Origin of the sequence: Devosia polycyclovorans, from assembly GCF_042181575.1 — a bacterium.
In the GTDB taxonomy this organism is placed as follows: Bacteria; Pseudomonadota; Alphaproteobacteria; order Rhizobiales; family Devosiaceae; genus Devosia; species Devosia polycyclovorans.
On record NZ_CP170082.1, the window covers coordinates 1629247 to 1648781 of the forward strand.

The window sequence follows — 19535 nt, forward strand, 5'->3', positions numbered from 1 at the left end:
GGGGAGGGACCCATCGTGTTCGCTGCGGGGCTGGTGATGGCACCGGCCTGCTCCTCCCCCTATCAGGGGGAGGCCGGGTGGAGGTTAGCTGACTCTCCCGCCATTCGAGCATAGCTCTCATGGCCTCGTGCATTCAAATCTCTCCACCGGAGAGATTTGCCCGACTAGGCGTCGGTCATGCCAGAGCCCTCCAGCGTATCCAGTTCCATCTCCCGCAGCCGTTTGACCTCGTCCCTCAACCGCGCCGCTTTTTCAAACTCAAGGTTCGTCGCCGCCTCGCGCATTTCGCGTTCGAGGTCCTTGATGACGGTAGCGAGATTGTCGCCGGTGACCGTCTTTTCCTTGCCGTCCTTGCCTTTGCCGATGCTGACGGTGACGTGGTCTTTTTCGTAGACGCTGTCGACGATGTCGTTGATGCGGGCCTTGACGCTCTGGGGCGTGATGCCGTGTTCGGTGTTGTAGGCGATCTGCTTTTCGCGGCGGCGGTTGGTTTCGGCCAGGGCGCGTTCCATGGAGCCGGTGGTGCGGTCGGCATAAAGGATCACCTTGCCGTCGACATTACGGGCGGCGCGGCCGATGGTCTGGATGAGAGAGGTTTCGGAGCGGAGGAAACCTTCCTTGTCGGCGTCGAGAATGGCGACAAGGCCGCATTCGGGGATGTCGAGGCCTTCGCGGAGGAGGTTAATCCCCACAAGGACATCGAAGGCGCCCAGACGCAAATCGCGAATAATCTCGATGCGCTCGATGGTGTCGACGTCCGAGTGCATGTAGCGCACGCGAATGCCCTGTTCGTGCATGTATTCGGTGAGGTCCTCGGCCATCTTCTTGGTCAGGACGGTGCACAGGGTCCGATAGCCGGCCTTGATGGTCTGGCGGATCTCGTCGATGACGTCGTCGACCTGATGGGTGGCCGGGCGGATTTCCACGGGGGGATCGATCAGCCCGGTGGGGCGGATGACCTGTTCGGCGAAAACGCCGCCGGTCTGGTCCATTTCCCAGGAGCCGGGGGTGGCCGAGACATAGACCGATTGCGGGCGCATGGCGTTCCACTCCTCAAAGCGGAGGGGGCGGTTGTCCATGCAGCTGGGGAGGCGGAAGCCATATTCGGCCAGGGTCGCCTTGCGCCGCAAATCGCCGCGATACATGGCGCCGAGCTGGCCGATGGTGACATGGCTTTCGTCGACAAAGACCAGGGCGTTGTCGGGGAGATATTCGAACAGGGTCGGGGGCGGCTCGCCGGGCTTGCGGCCGGAGAAGTAGCGCGAATAGTTCTCGATGCCGGCGCAGGAGCCGGTGGCTTCCATCATTTCCAGATCGAACATGGTGCGCTGTTCGAGGCGCTGGGCCTCGAGGAAGCGGCCGGCGCCGTTGAGCTCCTGCAGGCGCGCGGCCAGCTCGGAGCGGATCAGCTTGATCGCCTGGTTCATGGTGGTGCGCGGCGTTACGTGGTGAGAATTGGCGTAGACGCGGATGAAGGTGAGGTCGGCGCTCTTTTTGCCGGTCAGCGGATCGAACTCGACGATGGATTCGATCTCGTTGCCGAACAGCGAAACGCGCCAGGCGGCGGCTTCATAGTGGGCCGGGAAGATTTCGACGGTATCGCCGCGCACCCGGAAGGTGCCGCGGACAAAGCCGGTATCGCCGCGCTTGTATTGCAGGGCGACGAGCTTAGCGAGCAGCTGGCGCTGGTCGATCTGCTGGCCCTTCTGCACGTCGATGGTCATGGCGGTGTAGTCTTCCACCGAGCCAATGCCGTAAATGCAGGAGACCGAGGCGACGATGATGACGTCGTTGCGCTCGAGGATCGCGCGCGTGGCCGAGTGGCGCATGCGGTCGATCTGCTCGTTGATGGTCGATTCCTTCTCGATATAGGTATCGGTGCGCGGGACGTAGGCCTCGGGTTGGTAGTAGTCGTAGTAGGAAACGAAATATTCGACCGCGTTGTCGGGGAAGAAGCCCTTGAACTCACTGTAGAGCTGGGCCGCCAGGGTCTTGTTGGGCGCCAGGATCAGCGCGGGGCGCTGGGTGCGGGCGATGACCTGGGCGGCGGTGAAGGTCTTGCCCGAGCCGGTGACGCCGAGCAGCACCTGGTCGGTTTCGCCGTTCTCGACGCCTTCGACCAGCTCGGCAATGGCGGTGGGCTGGTCGCCGCGCGGCTCGTAATCGGTGTTGAGGCGGAAGGGGCGCGACTCGCCGGACCGGGCCGGGCGGTCGGGGCGATGCGGCACCCAGGGGGCTGAGCCTTCCACCTCCTTGCGGCCATGCAGGATGATCTGTTCGAGCGCTTTCACGGTCGCGGTGACGCCGACAGTGGAGGCGTTTTCGAGGGATTCGTCCTTGCGGGCCTTGTTCTTTTTCACCGAGGCGTCGAGCGCTTCGCGGATCTTGCCCTGGGCCGCGGGATCGGCGGCGGCGGTGCGGGAGATTTCGCGGGCGGTGAGCGGCCGGTCTTCGTTGGTCGCGCTACGCGACGACTTCGGCACATGACCGAAGCCGGCCTGCGGGGCTTCGCCCATGCCATCGAAATCGACGCGGTCGACCGAATTGATCTTGGTCTTGCTGGTGCGTTTCGACATGCCGGTGGCGGTGTCGTGGCTCGACTTGGTGGTGCGGCGCTTTTCGAGGGCGGTTTTGGGTTCGGCTGCCGCCTTTTCCGCCGCCTCGGCGCGATCGAGGGCGCGCTTGTTCTTCATCCGCTCGGCGTAAAGCGGCTTGGATGCTGCAATATCCTCGGCCTTCTCGATCTCCGCGAAGAACTCATCGATGGAGAATTCGGCTTTGCCGGGGCGTGTGGATTTGGGGGCCATGAAGAACGCCTTGGATGAATGGGGGGCGCCACCTCAGATGGGAACGAGGCGCGCGGATGCAATGTTTCGCGGCACACTAGCAAAACCTGAACGGAGAGGGAACGGGGGGCTGCTGACAGCGGGAGTCAGCAATGGGTGATCAGTGGCCCGGCTTGGTGGCGAACCAGAGGGTGTGGCGGTCGCCCTTGCCGTTACTGCGGGCGCGGACCGTGACTTGATCCACCTGCATGCCGGTTTGCCTCAGACGTCTGGTGAAGCGCTCGTCGGGGTGGGAGGACCAGATGGCCAGGTGGCCGCCCGGTGTCACGGCGGCCTTGGCGGCAGCGAGGCCAGCGGCATTGTAGAGCCGGTCATTGGCGGGTCGGAACAGGCCGTCAGGGCCGTTGTCGACATCGAGCAGGATGGCGTCGAAGGGTTTTGCGGCAGTGATGGCCGTCGACACATCGCCGAGGTGAATGCGGACGCGGGGATCGTCGAGGCTGTCGCCATGCAGCGGCTGAAGGGGCCCACGCGCCCATTCCACGATTTCGGGAACAAGTTCGGCAACGGTTATTTCGCTGTCCGCTGCAAAGCACTTGAGGGCCGCACGCAGGGTAAAGCCGAGGCCCAGGCCACCGATGAGGATGCGCGCTCCGGGGCGCGATCCGAGGCGGGAGGCGGAGATAGTGGCAAGCTGTTCTTCGGAATTGCTCATGCGGCTATTCATCAGCGTGATGGTGCCGGACATGACGGAGAATTCGGTGCCGCGCTGCATCAGCGTCATCGGGCCACCGCCGGGCATGGTGGTCTCGCCAAGTTTTTGCCCGGGGATCATGGGGAAGCCGATCAGCGGGTGTGGAAGAGAGGTTTCCGCCTTCTACCCGACCAAATCGCGCAAGGCCAATGGTAGCCGCTATCGCTGGGTTGTTTAAGCTCGCGGACCCCGGGGTGCACGTCCAGGGCCCGCCGGCGCCAAGGCCGGGCGCCGCATGGGCTGAATACCGCCTGGAAGGCGCCGGCAGGGCAGCTCGGCCGGTGGCGTGACGGCGTCCTGGCAGGTGCCGGTGGGATGGAAACGGTCCGCCCCGAACACCTCGGAAATATGGCTGGGGGAACTTTGCGTGTTTCTCATCATTGACCCACCACGAGGCGGAGTCCTCCGCCGTGCCCAGGAGGTAAGTATGAACACCGAGAACAAAGACGTGCCGGGCGCACCGGCGAGCAATGTAGAGCAGCGCGCGCAGCAGGATGCCAGCGGCGCCGCAAAACGTTTGCAAGACGACGTCAACACCGCCAAGGACCGCGCTGTGCAGGACGCAAAGTCCCTCAAGCACGATGCTGAAGCACAGGTTGGGCAAGCGGCCGAACAGGCCAAGTCCTTCGCTTCCGACCAGAAGGATTATGTGGCGGCTCAGATCACCGGGATCGCTTCGGCAATCTCCAAGGTTGCCGACGAACTGGACAGCGAACAGTCGACCACTGCCCGCTACGCTCGCGATCTGGCGCACGGCCTGGATCGCTTCGGCAAGCAGGTCGAGGGCAAGAGCGTTGATGACCTGATGGGTGAGGCACAGCGCTTCGGGCGGACGCAACCGCTGGCTTTCCTGGGTGCGGCCGCCTTTGCAGGCTTCATGGCGAGCCGGTTCGCCGGCGCTTCAGCGCATCGACAGGAGCAGCAGACCCAAAGCACCGAAAGCACTGGCGTGACGTCGTCCGGCGCTGCCTATGGCCGCCCAAGCGCGGGTGGCGGCACCGCCACAGGCACGTCTGCATATGGCCAGTCCAACCGTAATTACACTGGAGGTGGCAATGTCACAGATTAATCAAGAGCACTCTCTGGGTGATCTGCTTTCCGGGCTGGTCAATGACATTTCCGGCTTGTTCCGCAAGGAGATCCAGCTTGCCAAGGCAGAGACCTCCGAAAAGGTCGGCCAGATGATGGGCGGGGTGATTTCCCTGGTTGTCGGCGGTGTGCTGGCGCTTGGCGCCCTGGGCGTCTTCCTCAGTGCGCTGGTGACCCTGATCGCCTCGTACTTCGTGGCGCAGGGCCTGGGTGCAACGCTCGCCAATGCCGCGGCTGCGGGGATCGTGACCGTGGTGGTCGGCATCATTGGCTACGTCTTTATTTCCAAGGGGATCAACGCTCTCAAGGCTTCGAACCTCAACCTCAATCGCACCACGACCTCGCTTGGTCGTGACGCCGATATCGTCAAAGGGAGGCTGTAATGGCTTACGACGACAACAAAAGTTCAGAACAGTTGCAGCGAGAGGTCGAGCAGCAGCGCGCCCAGCTTGAAGATCGCATCGACAGCATCCAAGAGAAGCTTTCTCCCGGCCAGTTGATCGACGAGATGCTCAGTTACACCAAGAACGGTGGCGGGCAGTTCATGTCGAGCCTGCAGCGCAATGTCACGGCAAACCCATTGCCGGTCGCATTGCTGGGTGTCAGCCTCGCCTGGCTGATGGCCAAGCCGGCGTCGGCACAACCTGAGAGTGACCGGGTCTGGGATGACAGCATCAATGGTCACCGGGGCTATGACAGCCTGGATGAGGATGAGGACTATCCCGTCGCCATCATCACTGGCTCAAGCATGCAACGGGTTTCCAACAAGCCCGACCACAGCGGCAAGAACTACAGCGAGTTCATCGATGATGCCGGCAAGAAGTATCGCGCCGCGTCCGACGAAGCCGGCCGCCGGGCCGGTCACTTCATGGATGAGACCGGCAAGCGCTACAAGGGCTTCCAGGACAACGCCGGCAAACAGGTCCAGCATTTCCGCGATGAAGCCGGCAATCTGCTCGATGAAGCGAGCGGCTGGGCGTCGCATAGCTGGAAAGACGCGCGCAGTGCTGTCGGGCGGGCTCGTGACGCTGTGATGCACCGCGCCAGCGACGGTAAGGCTCGCGCAGGCGAAGCTGGTCGGGCCATGGGCGAACAGATGAATTCGCTCAACCACACCATCATGCAGCAGTTCCGCGACCAGCCGCTGGTGGCTGGGGCGCTGGCCTTTGCGGCCGGGGCCGCCTTCGGTTCTGCCCTGCCGCATACCGAGCATGAAGATGCCCTGATGGGTGAGGCCGCGGACAAGGTGAAGGGCAAGGCTGGCGAGCAGGCCGAGGCGCTCTATGACCAAGGCCGTGAGAAGGCGGCCGAGATTTACGAGGGTGTCTCCGAACAGGCTAGCAAACTTTATGACAAGGCCAAGGGCGAGGCTTCTGAGGCCGCCCGGCCAGACGGTTCGCCGAGCCATCACTAAAGTCTAGTCGAGGGTGCGTCGGGTAAGTCCCGCGCACCCTCCAGTTTGCCGGGAGAGCCTGATGTCCGATACCGCAAACTCCGCCGCGGCCGGCAGCCGTGGCCGGGCGGCCGACAACCCTGCCCAGATCCCCCCGCCGGGCCTGAAAGACGTCGTCTGGCGCATTTCTAGCGATATCACCAAGGACCGCATTCTGCTCACGGCCGCCGGGGTAAGCTTCTATCTGCTATTATCGCTAGTGCCGACACTGACCGCGTTCGTGTCAATCTACGGGTTGTTCTACGACAGTGCCAATGTGCTTGATCACGTCGACTTGCTGCGCGGCATCGTGCCGCCCGGGGCGGTGGAGGTCGTCAACAACCAACTGACGCGGTTGACCTCCGAGAACAGCAACACGCTGGGCTGGACCCTGCTGGTGTCGCTCGGCATCGCCTTGTGGAGCGCCAGTGCGGGCGTGAAGGCAATGTTCGAAGCGATGAACGTGGCTTATCACGAGCAGGAAAAGCGAAATTTCCTGCAAGTGGCGTTGGTGTCGATCGTGTTTACACTATGCGGCGCCATCGCGGCGGTGCTGGTGATCGCAGTGGTGGTGATCATGCCCATGCTGGTCAAACTGCTGCCCGGCGGCGGGCTGGAGTGGGCCGTGCGCATCGGCAGCTATGGCGCCATGCTGGTGGTGTTGTCGCTGATGATTGCAGCGCTCTACCGCTGGGGCGCCAGCCGCGAAGAGGCGCGCTGGCGCTGGATCAGTCCGGGTGTGGTGCTTGCGGTGGTGGCGCTGGGGGCAGGATCGGTGGGGCTATCCTGGTATGTCTCCAATTTCTCGGACAACAGTGCCACCTATGGAACGCTGGGGGCCGTGATCGGCTTGATGACCTGGCTGTGGATTTCGGCGACGGTGGTGATCATCGGTGCGGTTGTCAACTCCGAGCTGGAACACCAGACGCGCCGGGATTCAACCACGGGTGAGCGGCTGCCGATGGGAGAGCGGGGTGCCTATGTGGCCGATACGCTCGGCGAACCCTGGCCGGACAAGGACGACACAGAGCCGGCGCCGCGGCGCGAGCGCCGCAAGATGTCCTTGGGTGCGCTGGTGCTGGCGGTGCCCGCCGCGATGGTCTTGCTGGCGGCTGAGCGACGGCACCGGCGCAGTGAATGAGATCTGCCTCGCCGCTGCGGTCGGTTCAACAACGGTCAAGAGCGGCCCCCTGCGGGGCAGGCTGACCTGTTAGCGGCTTGATAGACCGGAACGCGTGGCCCTGGGGTGCGCGGAAGCAGGCTTGCGGCAGCGGCGTAGTTGTGGGATCACAGGGCGCTTAGGTTCCGCCATGACGCGCGGATTAAAAGGGAACACGGTGCGGATTACCCATCAGGGGCCAAGACCGTGGCTGCCCTCGCAACTGTAAGCGGCGAGCGCCTTGCCAATATGTCACTGGACCGGAACGGTCCGGGAAGACGGCGGGCGCGATTTCGAGCCGTGAGCCAGGAGACCTGCCCAGGCAAGAGACCATGAAGCCGGACGAGGTGTTCCGGCAGGGGGCAGGACATGATCGTGCGACAGTATCGCGAGCAAAGGTGCATCTTTGCGTCCCCAACAGGGGATGGCAGCGGCGATGCAGCCTGACGCAATCCTTTATCTTATTACTCAGCCTTATCTCAGCGCTGCGCGCCAGCGGAAGCTGTGCGAGGGGCTCGCGGCCGCCTCGGGCGTGCCGGCAGCCGTAGCCCGAATGGAGGGCGCCGATGCCGGTCCGATGGCGGCGCTGGACGGGCTGGTGGCAGATGGGGCGCGAGACATATTGGTGCAGCCGGTGGGGCTACCCTTTTCGGACAGTCTTGCCGCCTGGTTGCCGGGGGCGCTGGCGCATTGGTTGAACCAGCCGCGCGATGTGGCGGTGGCGCTGGCTCTGGCCGGTGACCAGGTTGCCGAAGTTGATGTACTGCAGGCGGTGGCGGACGCGGCGCTGGCCGGGGCGCCGGCGGCACGGCTTGTTGTGCCCGAGGAAGCTTCGATCACCAATCCCGGCTGGCAGGCGCCACCACCGTTCCGGCATCATTTGCTGGTGTGCACGGGGCCACGCTGCACCTTCCGGGAGGCGGGGACGATCCGGCAGTCGCTGGAGGGCGCATTGCGCCGCGCCGGGGTTCACGAGGACTGCCTGATCACGCTGACCGGGTGTCTGTTCCCCTGCAATCAGGGCCCGACCATCGCCGTCTATCCTTCCGGGCGCTGGTACCGTCTCGAGACTCACGCGGACGTCGCCCGCTTTGCGACGGCCCTGGCCGCGGATGATCCGCTGCCCGAATTGACCATGTATGAGGTAGGCCATGAAGCCCACTAGTCTGCTGGCTGTGGCCGGTGTCACCATGGCGATTGCCGCCACGCCGGTGCTGGCGCAAGAGTTGAGCGTCGAAAGCTGCGAGACGGTATCGTCTTTCGATGGCGTGCCCAGCCGCGTCGTGACGCTCAACCAGCAGGCGACCGAAATCATGCTGGCGCTGGGACTGGAAGACCATCTGGTGGGGACTGCCTATCTGGACGATGCCATTCCGGCACGTTGGCAGGCGGCCTATGACAGCGTGACGGTGTTGTCCGAGCGCTATCCGGCGCGCGAGGTTGTGCTGGCGAAGAACCCTGACCTGCTGTTTGCCGGGTTCAATTCGGCCTTTGGGGAAAAGGCGCTAGGCGCGCAGGAGGCGTGGAACGCGCTGGGGATCGGCACCTACCTAGTCAATGTCGAATGCCGCAATCTGCATCCGGCCGCTGTGAAACTGACCACTGCGCCGCTGTTCATCGATCTTGAGCGGATCGGTGCGCTGTTCGAAGTCGAGGAGAAAGCGGCTGAACTGGCGGCCGATATTCGCCTCCGGCTTGAGGCGGTGGCCGGCGCCAACCCGGGGCAAGGGAAGCGTGCCTTCCTCTATGACTCGGGCAGCGAAACGGCGTTCTCGGCCGGCTGTTGCGGGGCGCCGGGATTGCTGCTCGACGCCGTGGGGCTGGTCAATATTGCGGGCGATGTCGAGGGCCGGTGGGCAGATTTGGCCTGGGAGGCGGTGGTGGCCGGCAATCCGGAGGTGATCGTGCTGGTCGATGCTGAATGGTCCACGGCCGACGAAAAGATCGCCCATCTGAAGGATGATCCGGTGTTGTCCACGCTCGAGGCGGTTGAGAATGAGCGCTTCGTCGTCATTCCGTTCTCGGCAACGGTGCTGGGTGTGCGCTTTGTCGAGGGCGTGGAAGCGCTGGGTGCAGACCTGGCGGCACTGAATTAGGCACCGCAGGTGAGCAGCAAGACATTCTGGGCCATCGCCGTTTCGATCCTGGCCCTGCTGGCGGCGGGGCTGGCCGGTGTCTTCTGGGGCACGGCCGACCTTAGCTGGGATGCCAGCGTGGCCGCGCTGCTGCGCCTGCCGGAGGCCGAGCAGCATCTGGTGCTGATCATCTGGGAATGGCGGTTGCCGCGGGTGCTGATGGTGGCATTGGTGGGGGCCGGGCTGGCACTGTCGGGGGTGCTGATGCAGGCCTTGCTGCGCAACCCGCTGGCCGACCCCTATCTGCTGGGTCTGTCTTCCGGTGCATCTGCGGCGGCCACGGCGGCTATCGTCTGGTTGCCGGCGACGTTTGTGGCCACGGTGGGCCTGCCCATACTGGCCTTTGCCGGCGCCGTGCTGGCCTTTGTGGTGACGCTGGGGCTGGCCTTCTCGCCGGCGCGAGGCCTGGACCGGCTGGTGCTGATCCTGGCGGGCATAGCGGTGTCGCTGTTCTTCCAGTCCATCTCGGCCTTCTTCCTGCATATCGCCGACCCGCATGTGACGCGCGCCGCGCTGCAATGGCTGATGGGTTCGGCGGCCGGCACAGGCTGGAACGACTTGCTCCCGCTGGCCTTGGCGCTGCCACCGATGATCGTTCTGGCCCTTGCCTATTCGACCATGCTCGACGCGGTGCTGCTGGGCGATGAACGGGCGACCGCGTTGGGCGTGCCGGTCGCCGTCCTGCGCATCGGGTTTCTTACCGGCGCGGCACTTTTGACCGGGTTGTCGGTGGCGGGTGCCGGGATTGTCGGCTTTATCGGGCTGATCGTGCCGCATATGGCGCGGCTGCTGATCGGGGCGACGCATTGGCGCCTGATCCCGCTGGCGGTGATCCTGGGGGCGCTGGTGCTGGTGGTGGTCGATCTGCTGTGCCGGGTGGTGCTGGCGCCCGAAGAACTGCCGCTGGGCGTGCTGCTGGCGCTGTTCGCCGCGCCGCCCTTTATTGTCATCCTGCGGAGGGTTCGCCGTGGAATCTGATCTCATTCTGTCGGTTGCCGATCTCCGCCTCGACAAGCAGGACAAGGCCTTGCTCGACGGGGTGAGCTTTTCGCTGAGCCCAGGCCGGTTTTATGGCTTGCTGGGGCCCAATGGTGCGGGCAAATCGAGCCTGTTGCGCATCCTCTACCGCGCCGAGCGGGCCTCGGGCGGCAGAGTGCTGCTGGAGAGGCAGGACATCAACACTATTGCGCGGCGCGACTATGCGACCCGGGTGGGCGCGCTCGTGCAGGAACAGGTGAACTTGGCCGGTTTGAGCCTCAAAGAGGTGGTGCGGCTGGGCCTGCTGCCCTTGAAGCTAACTCGGGGTGAAACCGAGAAACGGGTCACGGCGGCGCTGGGGGAGATCGGGCTGCTGCACCGCGCCGATGACGACGCCGAGCGCCTGTCAGGCGGCGAGCAGCAGCGGGTGTTTTTTGCGCAATTGCTCGCGCTTGACCCCATGCTCTACCTGCTCGATGAGCCGCATAATCACCTCGATCTGCATTTCCAGTATCGGCTGCTCGATCGGGTGCGTCAGCGTGGGCGCACGGTGCTGGCCTCCTTCCATGATATCAACCTGGCGTCGCGCTATTGCGACGAGGTGCTTCTGCTCGACCATGGCCGGCTGGTGGCGCAGGGGCCAGCAGATGTGGTGCTGACCCGGGAGCGGTTTGCCCAGATCTATCGGGTGGATGGCGCGCTCGACGGTGGTCAGCTGCGAATTGCAGGGGCAATCTGAGCGCTCGCGGAGCTTTATGTTCGCAGGCTTGTCGAAAACGGGCTCTTCTCTGCGTCGTCAGGGTAGGGACGGCATGGCGCCGACCAGTCAAAGCAAGGGGACGGAAATGAGGATTGCAGGGTGGGTACTGAGTGTGTTGATCGGGCTGTTTCTGGCCATCGCCTCGGCAGTGCCCAAGTTCATGGGGATCGAGGCGGCGACCAGCGCCATGGAGGTGGTCGGCTGGCCGATGAAATATCTGGTGCTGATCGGGGTGATCGAAGTGGGCTGTGTCATCCTGTTCCTGGTGCCACGAACCGCACTATTGGGCGCCGTCCTGACAACAGGTCTGCTGGGCGGTTCACTGGCGGCCAATCTGCGGGTCGACAATCCGCTGTTTAGCCACACGCTGTTCTCCATCTATCTCGGGGTCGCAGTCTGGGTAGCGCTGTGGCTGCGCGAAGAGAAGGTGCGTGCGGTGTTTCCGCTGCTGCGGTGAAAAGGAAAGGCCGGGCGTGTGCCCGGCCATTGCTTGTCAGCTGATCGCCCAGGTGGCGATGGGCGGGAAGAAGAGGATGGTTCCCAGTACCACCAATTGCAGGGCAATGAATGGCAGCAGCGCGGTATAGATGTGCTTGAGGGTGATCTCCTTTGGCGCGACGCTCTTGAGATAGAAGGCGGCGGGACCAAAGGGCGGGGTCAGGTATGACACCTGCATGTTAACCGCGAACAGGATGCCGAACCAGATCGGATCGTAGCCAAGCTGGATGACGATGGGCACAAAGATCGGCAAGGTCAGCAGGGCAATGCCGATCCAGTCGAGGAACATGCCCAGCACCAGCAGGATCAGCATCATCACCATGATGAGCACCACAGGCGGGGCATCGAGCCCGAGAATGGCTCCGGAAACGAAGCGGTTGCCACCCATAAGGTTGTAGACGCCGACAAGCACGGCCGCGGCAATGCCGATCCAGATGATCATGCCGCAGGTTTCAAGAGTGTGGACCAGACTGTCCTGCAGCATCTTGAAGGTCATCTCGCGCCGGATCAGCGAGACCAGCAGCACGGCGGAGACGCCCAGAGCTGCGGCTTCAGTGATCGAGGCGATGCCGCCATAGATCGAGCCGAGCACCACCAGCACGATAAACAGCGGTGCGGCGACAGATTTGAGGGCGCTGCCGATAGACTCCTGGGCCATCTCCTCCTTGGACATGGGCGGACCCATCTGCGGATTGCGAATGCAGATGAACAGCACATAGGCCACGTAAAATGCCAGCAGCAGCAGGGCCGGGGTGATGGCCGCAACGAACAGGTCGGCGATCGAGACGCTGGCGACCAGGCCGTAGATAATCAGCACGATCGAGGGCGGCATCATGGTCCCGAGCGAACCGCCGGCGCAGACGACGCCGATCGAGAGACTGCGATCATAGCCCAGGCGCAGCATTTGGGGCAGAGCCAGAATGCCGAGCAGCACGATCTCGCCGCCGATAACCCCGGACATCGCCGCCATGAGGATGGCCACGATCAAGGTCTGCACTGCCACGCCGCCCGGCAGGCGGCCGGCCAGCACCCGCATGCCATTGAACAGGTCCTTGGCGATGCCGGAGCGGTCGAGGATCGCCGCCATGAGAATGAACATCGGGATGGCCACCAGGGAATATTCGGTGATGAATCCGAAGATGCGCGAGGTTACCAGCGGCAGGGAGTTGGTGCCGAACCAGCCAAAGGTGAAAAGCAGTGCCACCAGCCCGGTGACCCAGGCGAGCGGCTGGCCTGTCAGCAGCAGCAAGAAGATGCAGCCGACAAGAATGTATGAGCCGTATTCAATTCCAAGAGCGCTCAAGCCCATCGTTATTTCTCCCCGGCAGGCTTGGCCGGCGCGGACACGTCGCGGCGGATGGCTTCGATCAGATGCAGAAGGGTCTGTACGAACATCAGGACGACGCAGACCAGCACCAGCATCTTGAGCAGCGCGGGGGTTGGCGGATTCCACGAGGTGCCCGTGCCTTCAAGACGGAATTCTCCGCTTGGGGTGTGGGTGGCCTTCCAGGACATGATCCAGCCCGCATAGGCGAGGCCTGCGAAGAAGACCATGGCAATCAGAGAGTTGATGATATCGAGCATGCGCCGCCCCTTGGGGGATACGGCGTCGTAAATCATGCGGACGCGAATATGCTTGTCGCGGGCAAGGGCGATCGGCCCGCCCACAAGGAAGATCGCGGCGATCAGGAAAGTGGTCGTCTCATGCGCCCAGAAGGTGGGTCTATCAAAGACGTAGCGAGAAATAACCTCGAAGACGGTTACGCCAAAAGCGAGAAATATCGCCCAGGCCAGTGCTTTGCTGAGACCGGCTACCGCGCGGTCAAGCGGGGAACGGATCTCGGAATCGCCGCCATCGGCGGCCGCCGGAATGTCGACCTCGTCGGCCATCTGTTCTCTCCTGTGGCGACAAATTAGCGCCCGGCGAAGTTCTCCCCCGGGCGCATTTCTCTTTGCAGATGACCAGCCTAGAGCAGGTTGCGGCCTTCGAGATATTCGATGACGGTGTCGTAGTAGCGCTGGGTCATGTCGCTCTTTTCCGCCCAGGACTGCCACTCGTCCTGAGCGATACGGCGGAACTTGGCGCGTTCGTCAGCCGACCAGTTGATGATCTCGATATCCGGGTTCTGCTTGGCTTCGGCCACTGCCTCGGCGTCCTGCTGGCGCACCGAATAGACATGCTGGAAGATGAACTGGTCGACAGAAGCGCGCAGGATGGCCTTGAGGTCATCGGGCAGCCCGTCCCAGGTTTCCTTGTTCATCGAGATGTCGATCAGCGGCAGCGAGTGGAAGCCGGGATAGAGCGGATAGTTGGCAATGTCGTTCATGCCTTGGCCCTGATTGGCCGCGAACACGGTGTAGTCGGCCGCGTCGATCACGCCCTTGTCCAGCGCAGTGAACACTTCGGAACCCGGCAGCGCCACAGGAGCGGCACCAGCCTTGGAGAAGATTTCGTAGACCATGCCTTCGGGTGCGCGCAGCTTGAGACCTTGAAGATCCTCGACGCCACGCAGGGGAATGGAGGCCACAAAGGCTTCCGGCTCAGTCGCGGCAGTGCCGATCAACTGTACGCCGTAGGGCTCGACCAGCTCGGCATAGAGATCGTTGCCGCCGCCCGACTTCATGAAACCGAGCAGTTCGAACGGGTCACTCCAGGCGCCCACCAGATTGCCCATCATGGCAAAGGCAGGGTCCTTGCCGGCAAAATAGCTCGGGTCGGTCAGGTGGCCCTGAAGAATGCCGGCGCCGACGGCCTCAAGCGTATCGGTGTGCGGGACAACAGCGCCAATCGGCAGCAGTTCAATCTCGATGCGGCCACCGGACAGCTCGGTGACGCTATCGGCCCATTTCTGCTTGTTGATGAAGCCTGGTTCACCGGCGGTTTCAGAGGTCTGGAACGTCCAGCTATATTCCTGGGCCACAGCGGCGCCGCAGAGCAGCAGGGCCGCGACTGCCGAGGCGGTGGTGCTGACGACAAACTTGGAAAAAGTCACGATGTTCTCCCTTTCGATGCTCGATTTGATTTACGTAACGCAGAAGTGCATCGAAAACTCTTGCGCCGTTCGCTCGCCAGTCTGCACGGATTAGCGAGCCGATCAACCGGCTAAGGCACGGGGGAACTTCACGAAGCCCTTTGCCCCAAGCAAATGAGCGGCGCGGCGGACGCAGCGCGCCACACAGGGATCAGGGTCGCGCGGTATAGCGGGATCGCAGAATTGCTTGGCGAGGCCTAGAAAAAGGCGCGGTGGTCTCGCCTGGCAGCGTCTTTCTCGATCCCCCCCAAGGCAGAAGACCTGATAGGTTTAGATCTTGCGGTTGTAGGTGCTGAGCGCCGGCGAGTTGTCGAAGTGGTGCTAGTACAGCCGGATCGAAGAGAGATGCCGACGCAGATATTGGTCAAGCACGGGCTGGCTTTCGGCGATGCGTTCGCAATAGGACTGGAAGAAGCGGTCGCGGCACAGCGCGGCACTGGTCGGGGTGATCACTTGGACCGAGGAAATGCGATTATCCCAGCCCCAGGCAGCGAGATCCTGAAATACGTCGCCGGTGTCTGCACAGAAGGAGCGGCCGGTGTAATGTGTGCCCTCGTAGAAGCACATCTCTCCGCCGGCCAGGTCTGGCCATTGATTGTCAGGGTCCAGAATGGGCCAATGCGGATCCTTGCCAAAATCAATGGCGGCCTTGCCGGTCCAGCCGCGGCCGCCGGGACCGGCGACATTGCACCAGAGCTTCTGGCAGCGCAGCACCCGGATCTCCTGTTCACCAGCGATCTCGCCGGTGACGTCATAGGCGGGGCCGGGGCCATCCCGCAAAATCAGCGGAGCACGGCTCCAGGCATGGCTGCCATAGTCAGAGGCGGACATGGCAGAAAGACTGGGCAGGAGTGAGAAAACGAAGGCAAGTGCAAAGGCCAGTAGCGCGCGCATAGCAATATTCCCCTCTCAATTGCGGTCGAAAGTCAGCCTGTCCGGAAGATGCAATAAAGTAAAGCGCCGCCCGTTCAGGGCGGCGCTATTGGGTTCAAACTCGATTTACCGCACCCGGATGGAAGCGATGTAGTCATCATAGTCGCCCAAGGACGATGCGCCCGTGGTGTAAGTGCGGCAGAAGCGGAAGTTGGTATCGGAACAGACCTGGACTTCAAGGCCGCCGGGATTGTCAAAGGACGAAATGCGGTCCGTCCAGCTACCCAGATTGCGGATCGCCTCGCCCTCTTCCATGCAGAAGCTGTCACCGCGCATGCGGGTGCGATCATAGAAGCACACTTCGTCATAGACGGGTTGCACGACCGGCGGGCGGGGCGGACGGGGCTGGGGATTGTTGCCATTGCCGACACCGATGCTGATCTGCGGGCCATCAGGGCCACCGATGGTGAAGCCGAAGGAAAGGGCAGGATTGGACGGATTGACCGGGCGGCCGCCGGCACTGAGATAGCTGGCCGAGACCCAGCCATCAGGGCCGGGTTTGACAACATAACACCAGGACGACTGGCAGCGCTGCACATCGACCTGCTCGCCGCGGCGCAGCGTATCGACAACGGCATAACCTGTGCCGGGGCCGGACCGGACATTGACATTGCTGGTGGCTGTGCCGGGCGCTGCCTGGGCGGCGGGCAGGAAGACGACGACCGCGGCGGCGGCGACGGCAATACCTGTGGCCATGTTCAGAAGATTTCTGCGGGTCTGACGATGCATGACTTGCTCCCTATGACTCGGTCTCTCCGGCCCCGGACCTCCGGGACGACGCTTTTCGGCGACCGCGCCAAATTGTTTGTGACTCCAGAAACGAAGTCCTGGCGCAAAGAGTTCCGGAGAGGACAGCTGGTCGTCGTTCAGTATCGACTTCCCAAGCGCCACCGGTGCGCCGAGATGCACTTAAGCAAAGCCTGGCTGAACGCAGTCTGAACGGGCTTGGTGCAAATCAATCCGCGCTGATCGGCCGCTTCTGCCCGCTTTCGTCGAGCGAGACATAGACGAAGCGCGCGTCAGTCACCTTGGTGCGGTCATCGAGCCGGTTGCGACGCACCCAAGCCTCAAGACCAACGGTGATGGAGGTGTTGCCGACGCGCTCGATGCTGGCATAGACGCAGAGCACATCCCCCACCTTGACCGGGGCAATGAAGGTCATCGCCTCCACCGCAACAGTGACGACGCGGCCCTTGACCCGCTCGACGGCGGCGATAGCGCCGGCGATGTCCATCTGGCTCATTACCCAGCCGCCGAAAATGTCGCCGGCAGGGTTGGTGTCGGCTGGCATGGCCAGGGTGCGGATGGTCAGGGCGCCGGTGGGCTCTGTCGCGTCGTTCTGCATGGTTCAGGGTCCTTTCACCGGCCAGCGGCCGAACGCTTCTTCCCAATGTTCGCGGCACAGCGAGACATAGTCGGCCTTTTCGGGGGCCACTGTATTGCCGTCGGTCTGCACCCGTCCATTGGCATCGCGGCGTACGACCATGGTCGCCTTGGCGCCGCACCAGCAGATGGTGCGAATTTCGCGCAGAGTATCGGCTATGGCCAGCAGTTCGACCGCGCCGGGGAAGGGGCGGCCGAGAAAGTCGGTGCGCAGCCCATAGCACATCACCGGGATATCAAGCCGGTCAGCCACGCGTGCCAATTGCCAGACATGCTCGCGGGTGAGGCACTGGACTTCGTCGAGAAAGACGCAGTCGATCTTGGATTCAAGCGCATAGTCGTGGATGCGCACATACAGGTCGACATCGTCGTCATAGAGTTCGGCGGGCTCGGAGATGCCGAGGCGGGAGCTGATAATGCCGGGCTGGCCGCCGGCATAAGCGGCGCAAGTGAACAGCAAGACCCGCATGCCGCGCTCGCGGTAATTATAGGCTGCCTGCAGCAACAAGGTGGACTTGCCGGCATTCATCGCCGCATAGGAAAAATAGAGCTTGGCCATGGTCGCGCCTGAAACGGGGCCTTTGTTGTGGCGCAGGGACGGGGCCGGTGCGAGGCGAAATGCGGCGTGGTCCACAAAAAAAGGCCGCCCTGAGGCGGCCAGGACCGATCTTGTCGGTCGGGAAGGCCGGGGGTTGGCGGTCCGGGCCCTCCGATGCCGGCGCGGCGTTGGTACGCGGGGCCGGCAATCCTGGCCATTGGGGGGAGCCGGGATAAGGCGGACCCTATGGGGTCAAGATGACAAGGCCGTGACGAGGTGACCGCGTCGATTGTTCCATTGTCGTTGCCAGTACTATTCAGCTTCGGTTCAGGTGACAGAGGCCAGATTTGGAAGCATTGATGTGTTAGAGGATTACCATGCCGAGATTTTCGCGTCTGCTTGCAGCCCTTGTCTTGTCCTGTGCAGCGGCGATACCAGCGTTTGCTTCACCCGCTGGCGTGTGGGAACTGGAGACACGCGACACGCGGTTTGGGCTGGACCTGTGTGGCGACGGCACGCAGCTTTGTGGCGAATTGGTCTGGTTGTCCGACGCCGACTACAACGAGCAGTACAAGCCCTATCTCAATAAGCCCATGGCACAGGCGTTGCGGCCTTCCGGCCCGGGGAAATGGAAGGGCACGCTGCATCTGTTCGGGCATAAGTTGAGCGGCACAATCACCCAGCACAGCGAGAACCACATGACCCTTTCCGGCTGCGCATTTCTAGTGGTCTGCAAGACCTATCAGATGTATCGGTACACGCCATGATGCGAGCGATTTTGGCATGTTTTTTCGCGCTGATCGCGGCGGCGCCGGCTCTGGCCTCGCCGGTCGGGGTGTGGGAGATCGAAATGCGGGATTCGCGCTATGACGTGACCCTGTGCGGTGACGGCACCCAGCTTTGTGCCGAACTGATCTGGCTAGGCAATGGCGCGGACAGTGCGGAGAATCTTCCCTATCTCAACACCATGCTGATCGACCATGCCGTGCAGACCCGCCCGGGTGAATGGAAAGGCGAGTTGCACATTTATGGGCAGAGCGCGGCCGGGACGATCACCCAGGTGAGCGAAGACCAGATCACGCTCAGAGGGTGCGTAGCCCTTGTGATCTGCAAGAGCTACCAGATGTATCGCTATGGCGAATAGGGAGCTTTAGTTCACCGTTCGGGGGACATGCACCTTGCGGCGAGCCCATAGCGGCGGGATCGCTTCGACAAGCAGGATGGCCGCAAAGATCAACGCCGCGCCGGCATAGCCGATCGGGGGCAGGCGCTCGCCCAGCACCACGGCCGCGCCCAAGGCCGCGAACAAGCTCTCGGCCGAGAGGATAATGGCGGCATTGGCCGAGGGAACGTGCTGCTGACCGATGGCCTGCAAGGTGAAGCCGACCGCCGTGGAGAGCACGGCCGCATAGGCGATCTCGATCCAACCGGCCGAAATACCGGCCAAGGTCGGGGCTTCGGTAGGCAGGGCGATGGCGCTGGCGGCGATGCCGGCGAAGAGGAAGCTCACCGACGACACGAAGATGGGCAGGCCGGTCATCTTGGCGACGTGGCCGAGCAGCAGCACATGCAACCCCCAGAAGATGGCGCTAGCGATGATGATCCAGTCGCCGGTGTTGAAGCTGTCGAGGCCGCCGCCGTTCAGGAAGTAGATGCCGACAAGGGCGAGTGGGACGCCGACGAATACAATGGGATGTGGTCGGGTGCGAAACAGGATGAACCCGAGCAATGGCACGAAGAAGACATAGAGGCCGGTGAGAAAGCCGCCATTGGTGGCGGTGGTGGTGAGCAGGCCAGCCTGTTGCATCCAGGAGCCGAGAAAGAACACCGTGCTCATCGCCATGATGAAGAACCAGTGGGTGCTGGTGAGCTTGACGGCCTTGCGCCGCAGCTCATGCAGGGCCAGGGGCAGGATCAGTAGCCCGCCGATAAGAAAGCGGACACCGGCAAAGGTCAGCGGCCCCATGGAGTCCATTGCCGTTTTCTGGGCGATGAAGGCAAAGCCCCAGAACATGGTGCAGAGCAGGAGCAGGAGGGAGGCGAGGGGGCGGGACATTG

At 63.0% G+C, this 19535-nt stretch carries 21 protein-coding genes and 1 riboswitch; of the genes, 11 read left to right on the forward strand and 10 right to left on the reverse strand.

Annotated elements, in window-relative coordinates; translation table 11 throughout:
• Positions 1–164: 164 nt before the first annotated feature.
• On the reverse strand, positions 165–2693 hold the full coding sequence (uvrB, locus tag ACE4RL_RS08210) for an excinuclease ABC subunit UvrB (RefSeq protein WP_375600255.1): 2529 nt from the start codon (positions 2691–2693) through the stop codon (positions 165–167).
• A gap of 253 nt (positions 2694–2946) precedes the next feature.
• Positions 2947–3621 carry a spermidine synthase gene (locus tag ACE4RL_RS08215; RefSeq protein WP_375600010.1) on the reverse strand — a complete coding sequence of 225 codons (675 nt, stop codon included), beginning with the start codon at positions 3619–3621 and terminating at the stop codon, positions 2947–2949.
• A gap of 346 nt (positions 3622–3967) precedes the next feature.
• Between ACE4RL_RS08215 and ACE4RL_RS08220 the strand changes: the two genes are divergently transcribed.
• From ACE4RL_RS08220 to ACE4RL_RS08260, 9 genes are all read left to right on the forward strand, one after another.
• Positions 3968–4609: a hypothetical protein gene (locus tag ACE4RL_RS08220; protein WP_375600011.1), complete on the forward strand. Its 642-nt coding sequence runs from the start codon at positions 3968–3970 to the stop codon at positions 4607–4609.
• On the forward strand, positions 4596–5012 hold the full coding sequence (locus ACE4RL_RS08225; RefSeq protein WP_375600012.1) for a phage holin family protein: 417 nt from the start codon (positions 4596–4598) through the stop codon (positions 5010–5012). The genes ACE4RL_RS08220 and ACE4RL_RS08225 overlap by 14 nt, the downstream gene beginning before the upstream one ends.
• Complete coding sequence (locus tag ACE4RL_RS08230) at positions 5012–6043, forward strand: DUF3618 domain-containing protein (RefSeq protein WP_375600013.1); 1032 nt, start codon at positions 5012–5014, stop codon at positions 6041–6043. The genes ACE4RL_RS08225 and ACE4RL_RS08230 overlap by 1 nt, the downstream gene beginning before the upstream one ends.
• A 61-nt stretch (positions 6044–6104) precedes the next feature.
• A complete protein-coding gene (locus tag ACE4RL_RS08235) occupies positions 6105–7202 on the forward strand; it encodes a YihY/virulence factor BrkB family protein (RefSeq protein WP_375600014.1) in 1098 nt (365 codons plus the stop codon).
• A 142-nt stretch (positions 7203–7344) separates the two neighbouring features.
• A riboswitch (cobalamin riboswitch) is annotated at positions 7345–7557 on the forward strand.
• 99 nt (positions 7558–7656) lie between these two features.
• Entirely contained in the window at positions 7657–8385 is a 729-nt protein-coding gene (locus tag ACE4RL_RS08240) for a ferredoxin (RefSeq protein WP_375600015.1), read from the forward strand.
• Entirely contained in the window at positions 8372–9316 is a 945-nt protein-coding gene (locus ACE4RL_RS08245) for an ABC transporter substrate-binding protein (RefSeq protein ID WP_375600016.1), read from the forward strand. The genes ACE4RL_RS08240 and ACE4RL_RS08245 overlap by 14 nt, the downstream gene beginning before the upstream one ends.
• Positions 9317–9325: 9 nt before the next feature.
• On the forward strand, positions 9326–10333 hold the full coding sequence (locus tag ACE4RL_RS08250; RefSeq protein WP_375600017.1) for a FecCD family ABC transporter permease: 1008 nt from the start codon (positions 9326–9328) through the stop codon (positions 10331–10333).
• Positions 10323–11072, forward strand: a complete 750-nt coding sequence (locus ACE4RL_RS08255) for an ABC transporter ATP-binding protein (protein WP_375600018.1) — start codon at positions 10323–10325, stop codon at positions 11070–11072. The genes ACE4RL_RS08250 and ACE4RL_RS08255 overlap by 11 nt, the downstream gene beginning before the upstream one ends.
• Positions 11073–11178: 106 nt before the next feature.
• Positions 11179–11550 carry a DoxX family protein gene (locus tag ACE4RL_RS08260; RefSeq protein WP_375600019.1) on the forward strand — a complete coding sequence of 124 codons (372 nt, stop codon included), beginning with the start codon at positions 11179–11181 and terminating at the stop codon, positions 11548–11550.
• Between the two features lie 36 nt (positions 11551–11586).
• Here the strand turns inward: ACE4RL_RS08260 and ACE4RL_RS08265 are convergent, their stop codons facing one another.
• The 7 genes from ACE4RL_RS08265 to ACE4RL_RS08295 form a co-directional block, all read right to left on the reverse strand.
• A complete protein-coding gene (locus ACE4RL_RS08265; RefSeq protein WP_116589027.1) occupies positions 11587–12900 on the reverse strand; it encodes a TRAP transporter large permease subunit in 1314 nt (437 codons plus the stop codon).
• Positions 12901–12902: 2 nt separating this feature from the next.
• The gene (locus ACE4RL_RS08270; RefSeq protein ID WP_375600020.1) at positions 12903–13481 is read right to left on the reverse strand and encodes a TRAP transporter small permease subunit; all 579 of its coding nucleotides are present in this window, start codon (positions 13479–13481) and stop codon (positions 12903–12905) included.
• Positions 13482–13558: 77 nt separating this feature from the next.
• On the reverse strand, positions 13559–14584 hold the full coding sequence (locus tag ACE4RL_RS08275; protein WP_375600021.1) for a TRAP transporter substrate-binding protein: 1026 nt from the start codon (positions 14582–14584) through the stop codon (positions 13559–13561).
• A gap of 360 nt (positions 14585–14944) precedes the next feature.
• Positions 14945–15517 carry a peptidase inhibitor family I36 protein gene (locus ACE4RL_RS08280; RefSeq protein ID WP_375600022.1) on the reverse strand — a complete coding sequence of 191 codons (573 nt, stop codon included), beginning with the start codon at positions 15515–15517 and terminating at the stop codon, positions 14945–14947.
• Between the two features lie 105 nt (positions 15518–15622).
• On the reverse strand, positions 15623–16285 hold the full coding sequence (locus ACE4RL_RS08285; protein ID WP_375600023.1) for an SH3 domain-containing protein: 663 nt from the start codon (positions 16283–16285) through the stop codon (positions 15623–15625).
• 226 nt (positions 16286–16511) lie between these two features.
• Positions 16512–16901 (reverse strand): acyl-CoA thioesterase, encoded by a 390-nt coding sequence (locus ACE4RL_RS08290; RefSeq protein WP_375600024.1) that lies wholly within the window; start codon positions 16899–16901, stop codon positions 16512–16514.
• Positions 16902–16904: 3 nt separating this feature from the next.
• On the reverse strand, positions 16905–17498 hold the full coding sequence (locus ACE4RL_RS08295; protein ID WP_375600025.1) for a thymidine kinase: 594 nt from the start codon (positions 17496–17498) through the stop codon (positions 16905–16907).
• 356 nt (positions 17499–17854) lie between these two features.
• Between ACE4RL_RS08295 and ACE4RL_RS08300 the strand changes: the two genes are divergently transcribed.
• Complete coding sequence (locus ACE4RL_RS08300) at positions 17855–18244, forward strand: hypothetical protein (protein ID WP_375600026.1); 390 nt, start codon at positions 17855–17857, stop codon at positions 18242–18244.
• 11 nt (positions 18245–18255) lie between these two features.
• Positions 18256–18621 carry a hypothetical protein gene (locus ACE4RL_RS08305; protein WP_375600027.1) on the forward strand — a complete coding sequence of 122 codons (366 nt, stop codon included), beginning with the start codon at positions 18256–18258 and terminating at the stop codon, positions 18619–18621.
• 6 nt (positions 18622–18627) lie between these two features.
• Here ACE4RL_RS08305 and ACE4RL_RS08310 read toward each other — a convergent pair whose 3' ends face one another.
• Positions 18628–19533: a DMT family transporter gene (locus ACE4RL_RS08310; RefSeq protein WP_375600028.1), complete on the reverse strand. Its 906-nt coding sequence runs from the start codon at positions 19531–19533 to the stop codon at positions 18628–18630.
• Between the last annotated feature and the right edge of the window lie 2 nt (positions 19534–19535).

What these genes read in the sequence shown, in the direction of transcription:
- ACE4RL_RS08235 (WP_375600014.1), top strand. Translation starts at nt 6,105, where the DNA reads ATGTCCGATACCGCAAACTCCGCCGCGGCCGGCAGCCGTGGCCGGGCG.
- ACE4RL_RS08290 (WP_375600024.1), bottom strand. Translation starts at nt 16,901, where the DNA reads ATGCAGAACGACGCGACAGAGCCCACCGGCGCCCTGACCATCCGCACC.
- ACE4RL_RS08225 (WP_375600012.1), top strand. Translation starts at nt 4,596, where the DNA reads ATGTCACAGATTAATCAAGAGCACTCTCTGGGTGATCTGCTTTCCGGG.
- ACE4RL_RS08230 (WP_375600013.1), top strand. Translation starts at nt 5,012, where the DNA reads ATGGCTTACGACGACAACAAAAGTTCAGAACAGTTGCAGCGAGAGGTC.
- ACE4RL_RS08260 (WP_375600019.1), top strand. Translation starts at nt 11,179, where the DNA reads ATGAGGATTGCAGGGTGGGTACTGAGTGTGTTGATCGGGCTGTTTCTG.
- ACE4RL_RS08270 (WP_375600020.1), bottom strand. Translation starts at nt 13,481, where the DNA reads ATGGCCGACGAGGTCGACATTCCGGCGGCCGCCGATGGCGGCGATTCC.
- ACE4RL_RS08265 (WP_116589027.1), bottom strand. Translation starts at nt 12,900, where the DNA reads ATGGGCTTGAGCGCTCTTGGAATTGAATACGGCTCATACATTCTTGTC.
- ACE4RL_RS08220 (WP_375600011.1), top strand. Translation starts at nt 3,968, where the DNA reads ATGAACACCGAGAACAAAGACGTGCCGGGCGCACCGGCGAGCAATGTA.
- ACE4RL_RS08240 (WP_375600015.1), top strand. Translation starts at nt 7,657, where the DNA reads ATGCAGCCTGACGCAATCCTTTATCTTATTACTCAGCCTTATCTCAGC.
- ACE4RL_RS08295 (WP_375600025.1), bottom strand. Translation starts at nt 17,498, where the DNA reads ATGGCCAAGCTCTATTTTTCCTATGCGGCGATGAATGCCGGCAAGTCC.
- ACE4RL_RS08300 (WP_375600026.1), top strand. Translation starts at nt 17,855, where the DNA reads ATGCCGAGATTTTCGCGTCTGCTTGCAGCCCTTGTCTTGTCCTGTGCA.
- ACE4RL_RS08280 (WP_375600022.1), bottom strand. Translation starts at nt 15,517, where the DNA reads ATGCGCGCGCTACTGGCCTTTGCACTTGCCTTCGTTTTCTCACTCCTG.
- ACE4RL_RS08215 (WP_375600010.1), bottom strand. Translation starts at nt 3,621, where the DNA reads ATGATCCCCGGGCAAAAACTTGGCGAGACCACCATGCCCGGCGGTGGC.
- uvrB (WP_375600255.1), bottom strand. Translation starts at nt 2,693, where the DNA reads ATGAAGAACAAGCGCGCCCTCGATCGCGCCGAGGCGGCGGAAAAGGCG.
- ACE4RL_RS08245 (WP_375600016.1), top strand. Translation starts at nt 8,372, where the DNA reads ATGAAGCCCACTAGTCTGCTGGCTGTGGCCGGTGTCACCATGGCGATT.
- ACE4RL_RS08310 (WP_375600028.1), bottom strand. Translation starts at nt 19,533, where the DNA reads ATGTCCCGCCCCCTCGCCTCCCTCCTGCTCCTGCTCTGCACCATGTTC.
- ACE4RL_RS08285 (WP_375600023.1), bottom strand. Translation starts at nt 16,285, where the DNA reads ATGCATCGTCAGACCCGCAGAAATCTTCTGAACATGGCCACAGGTATT.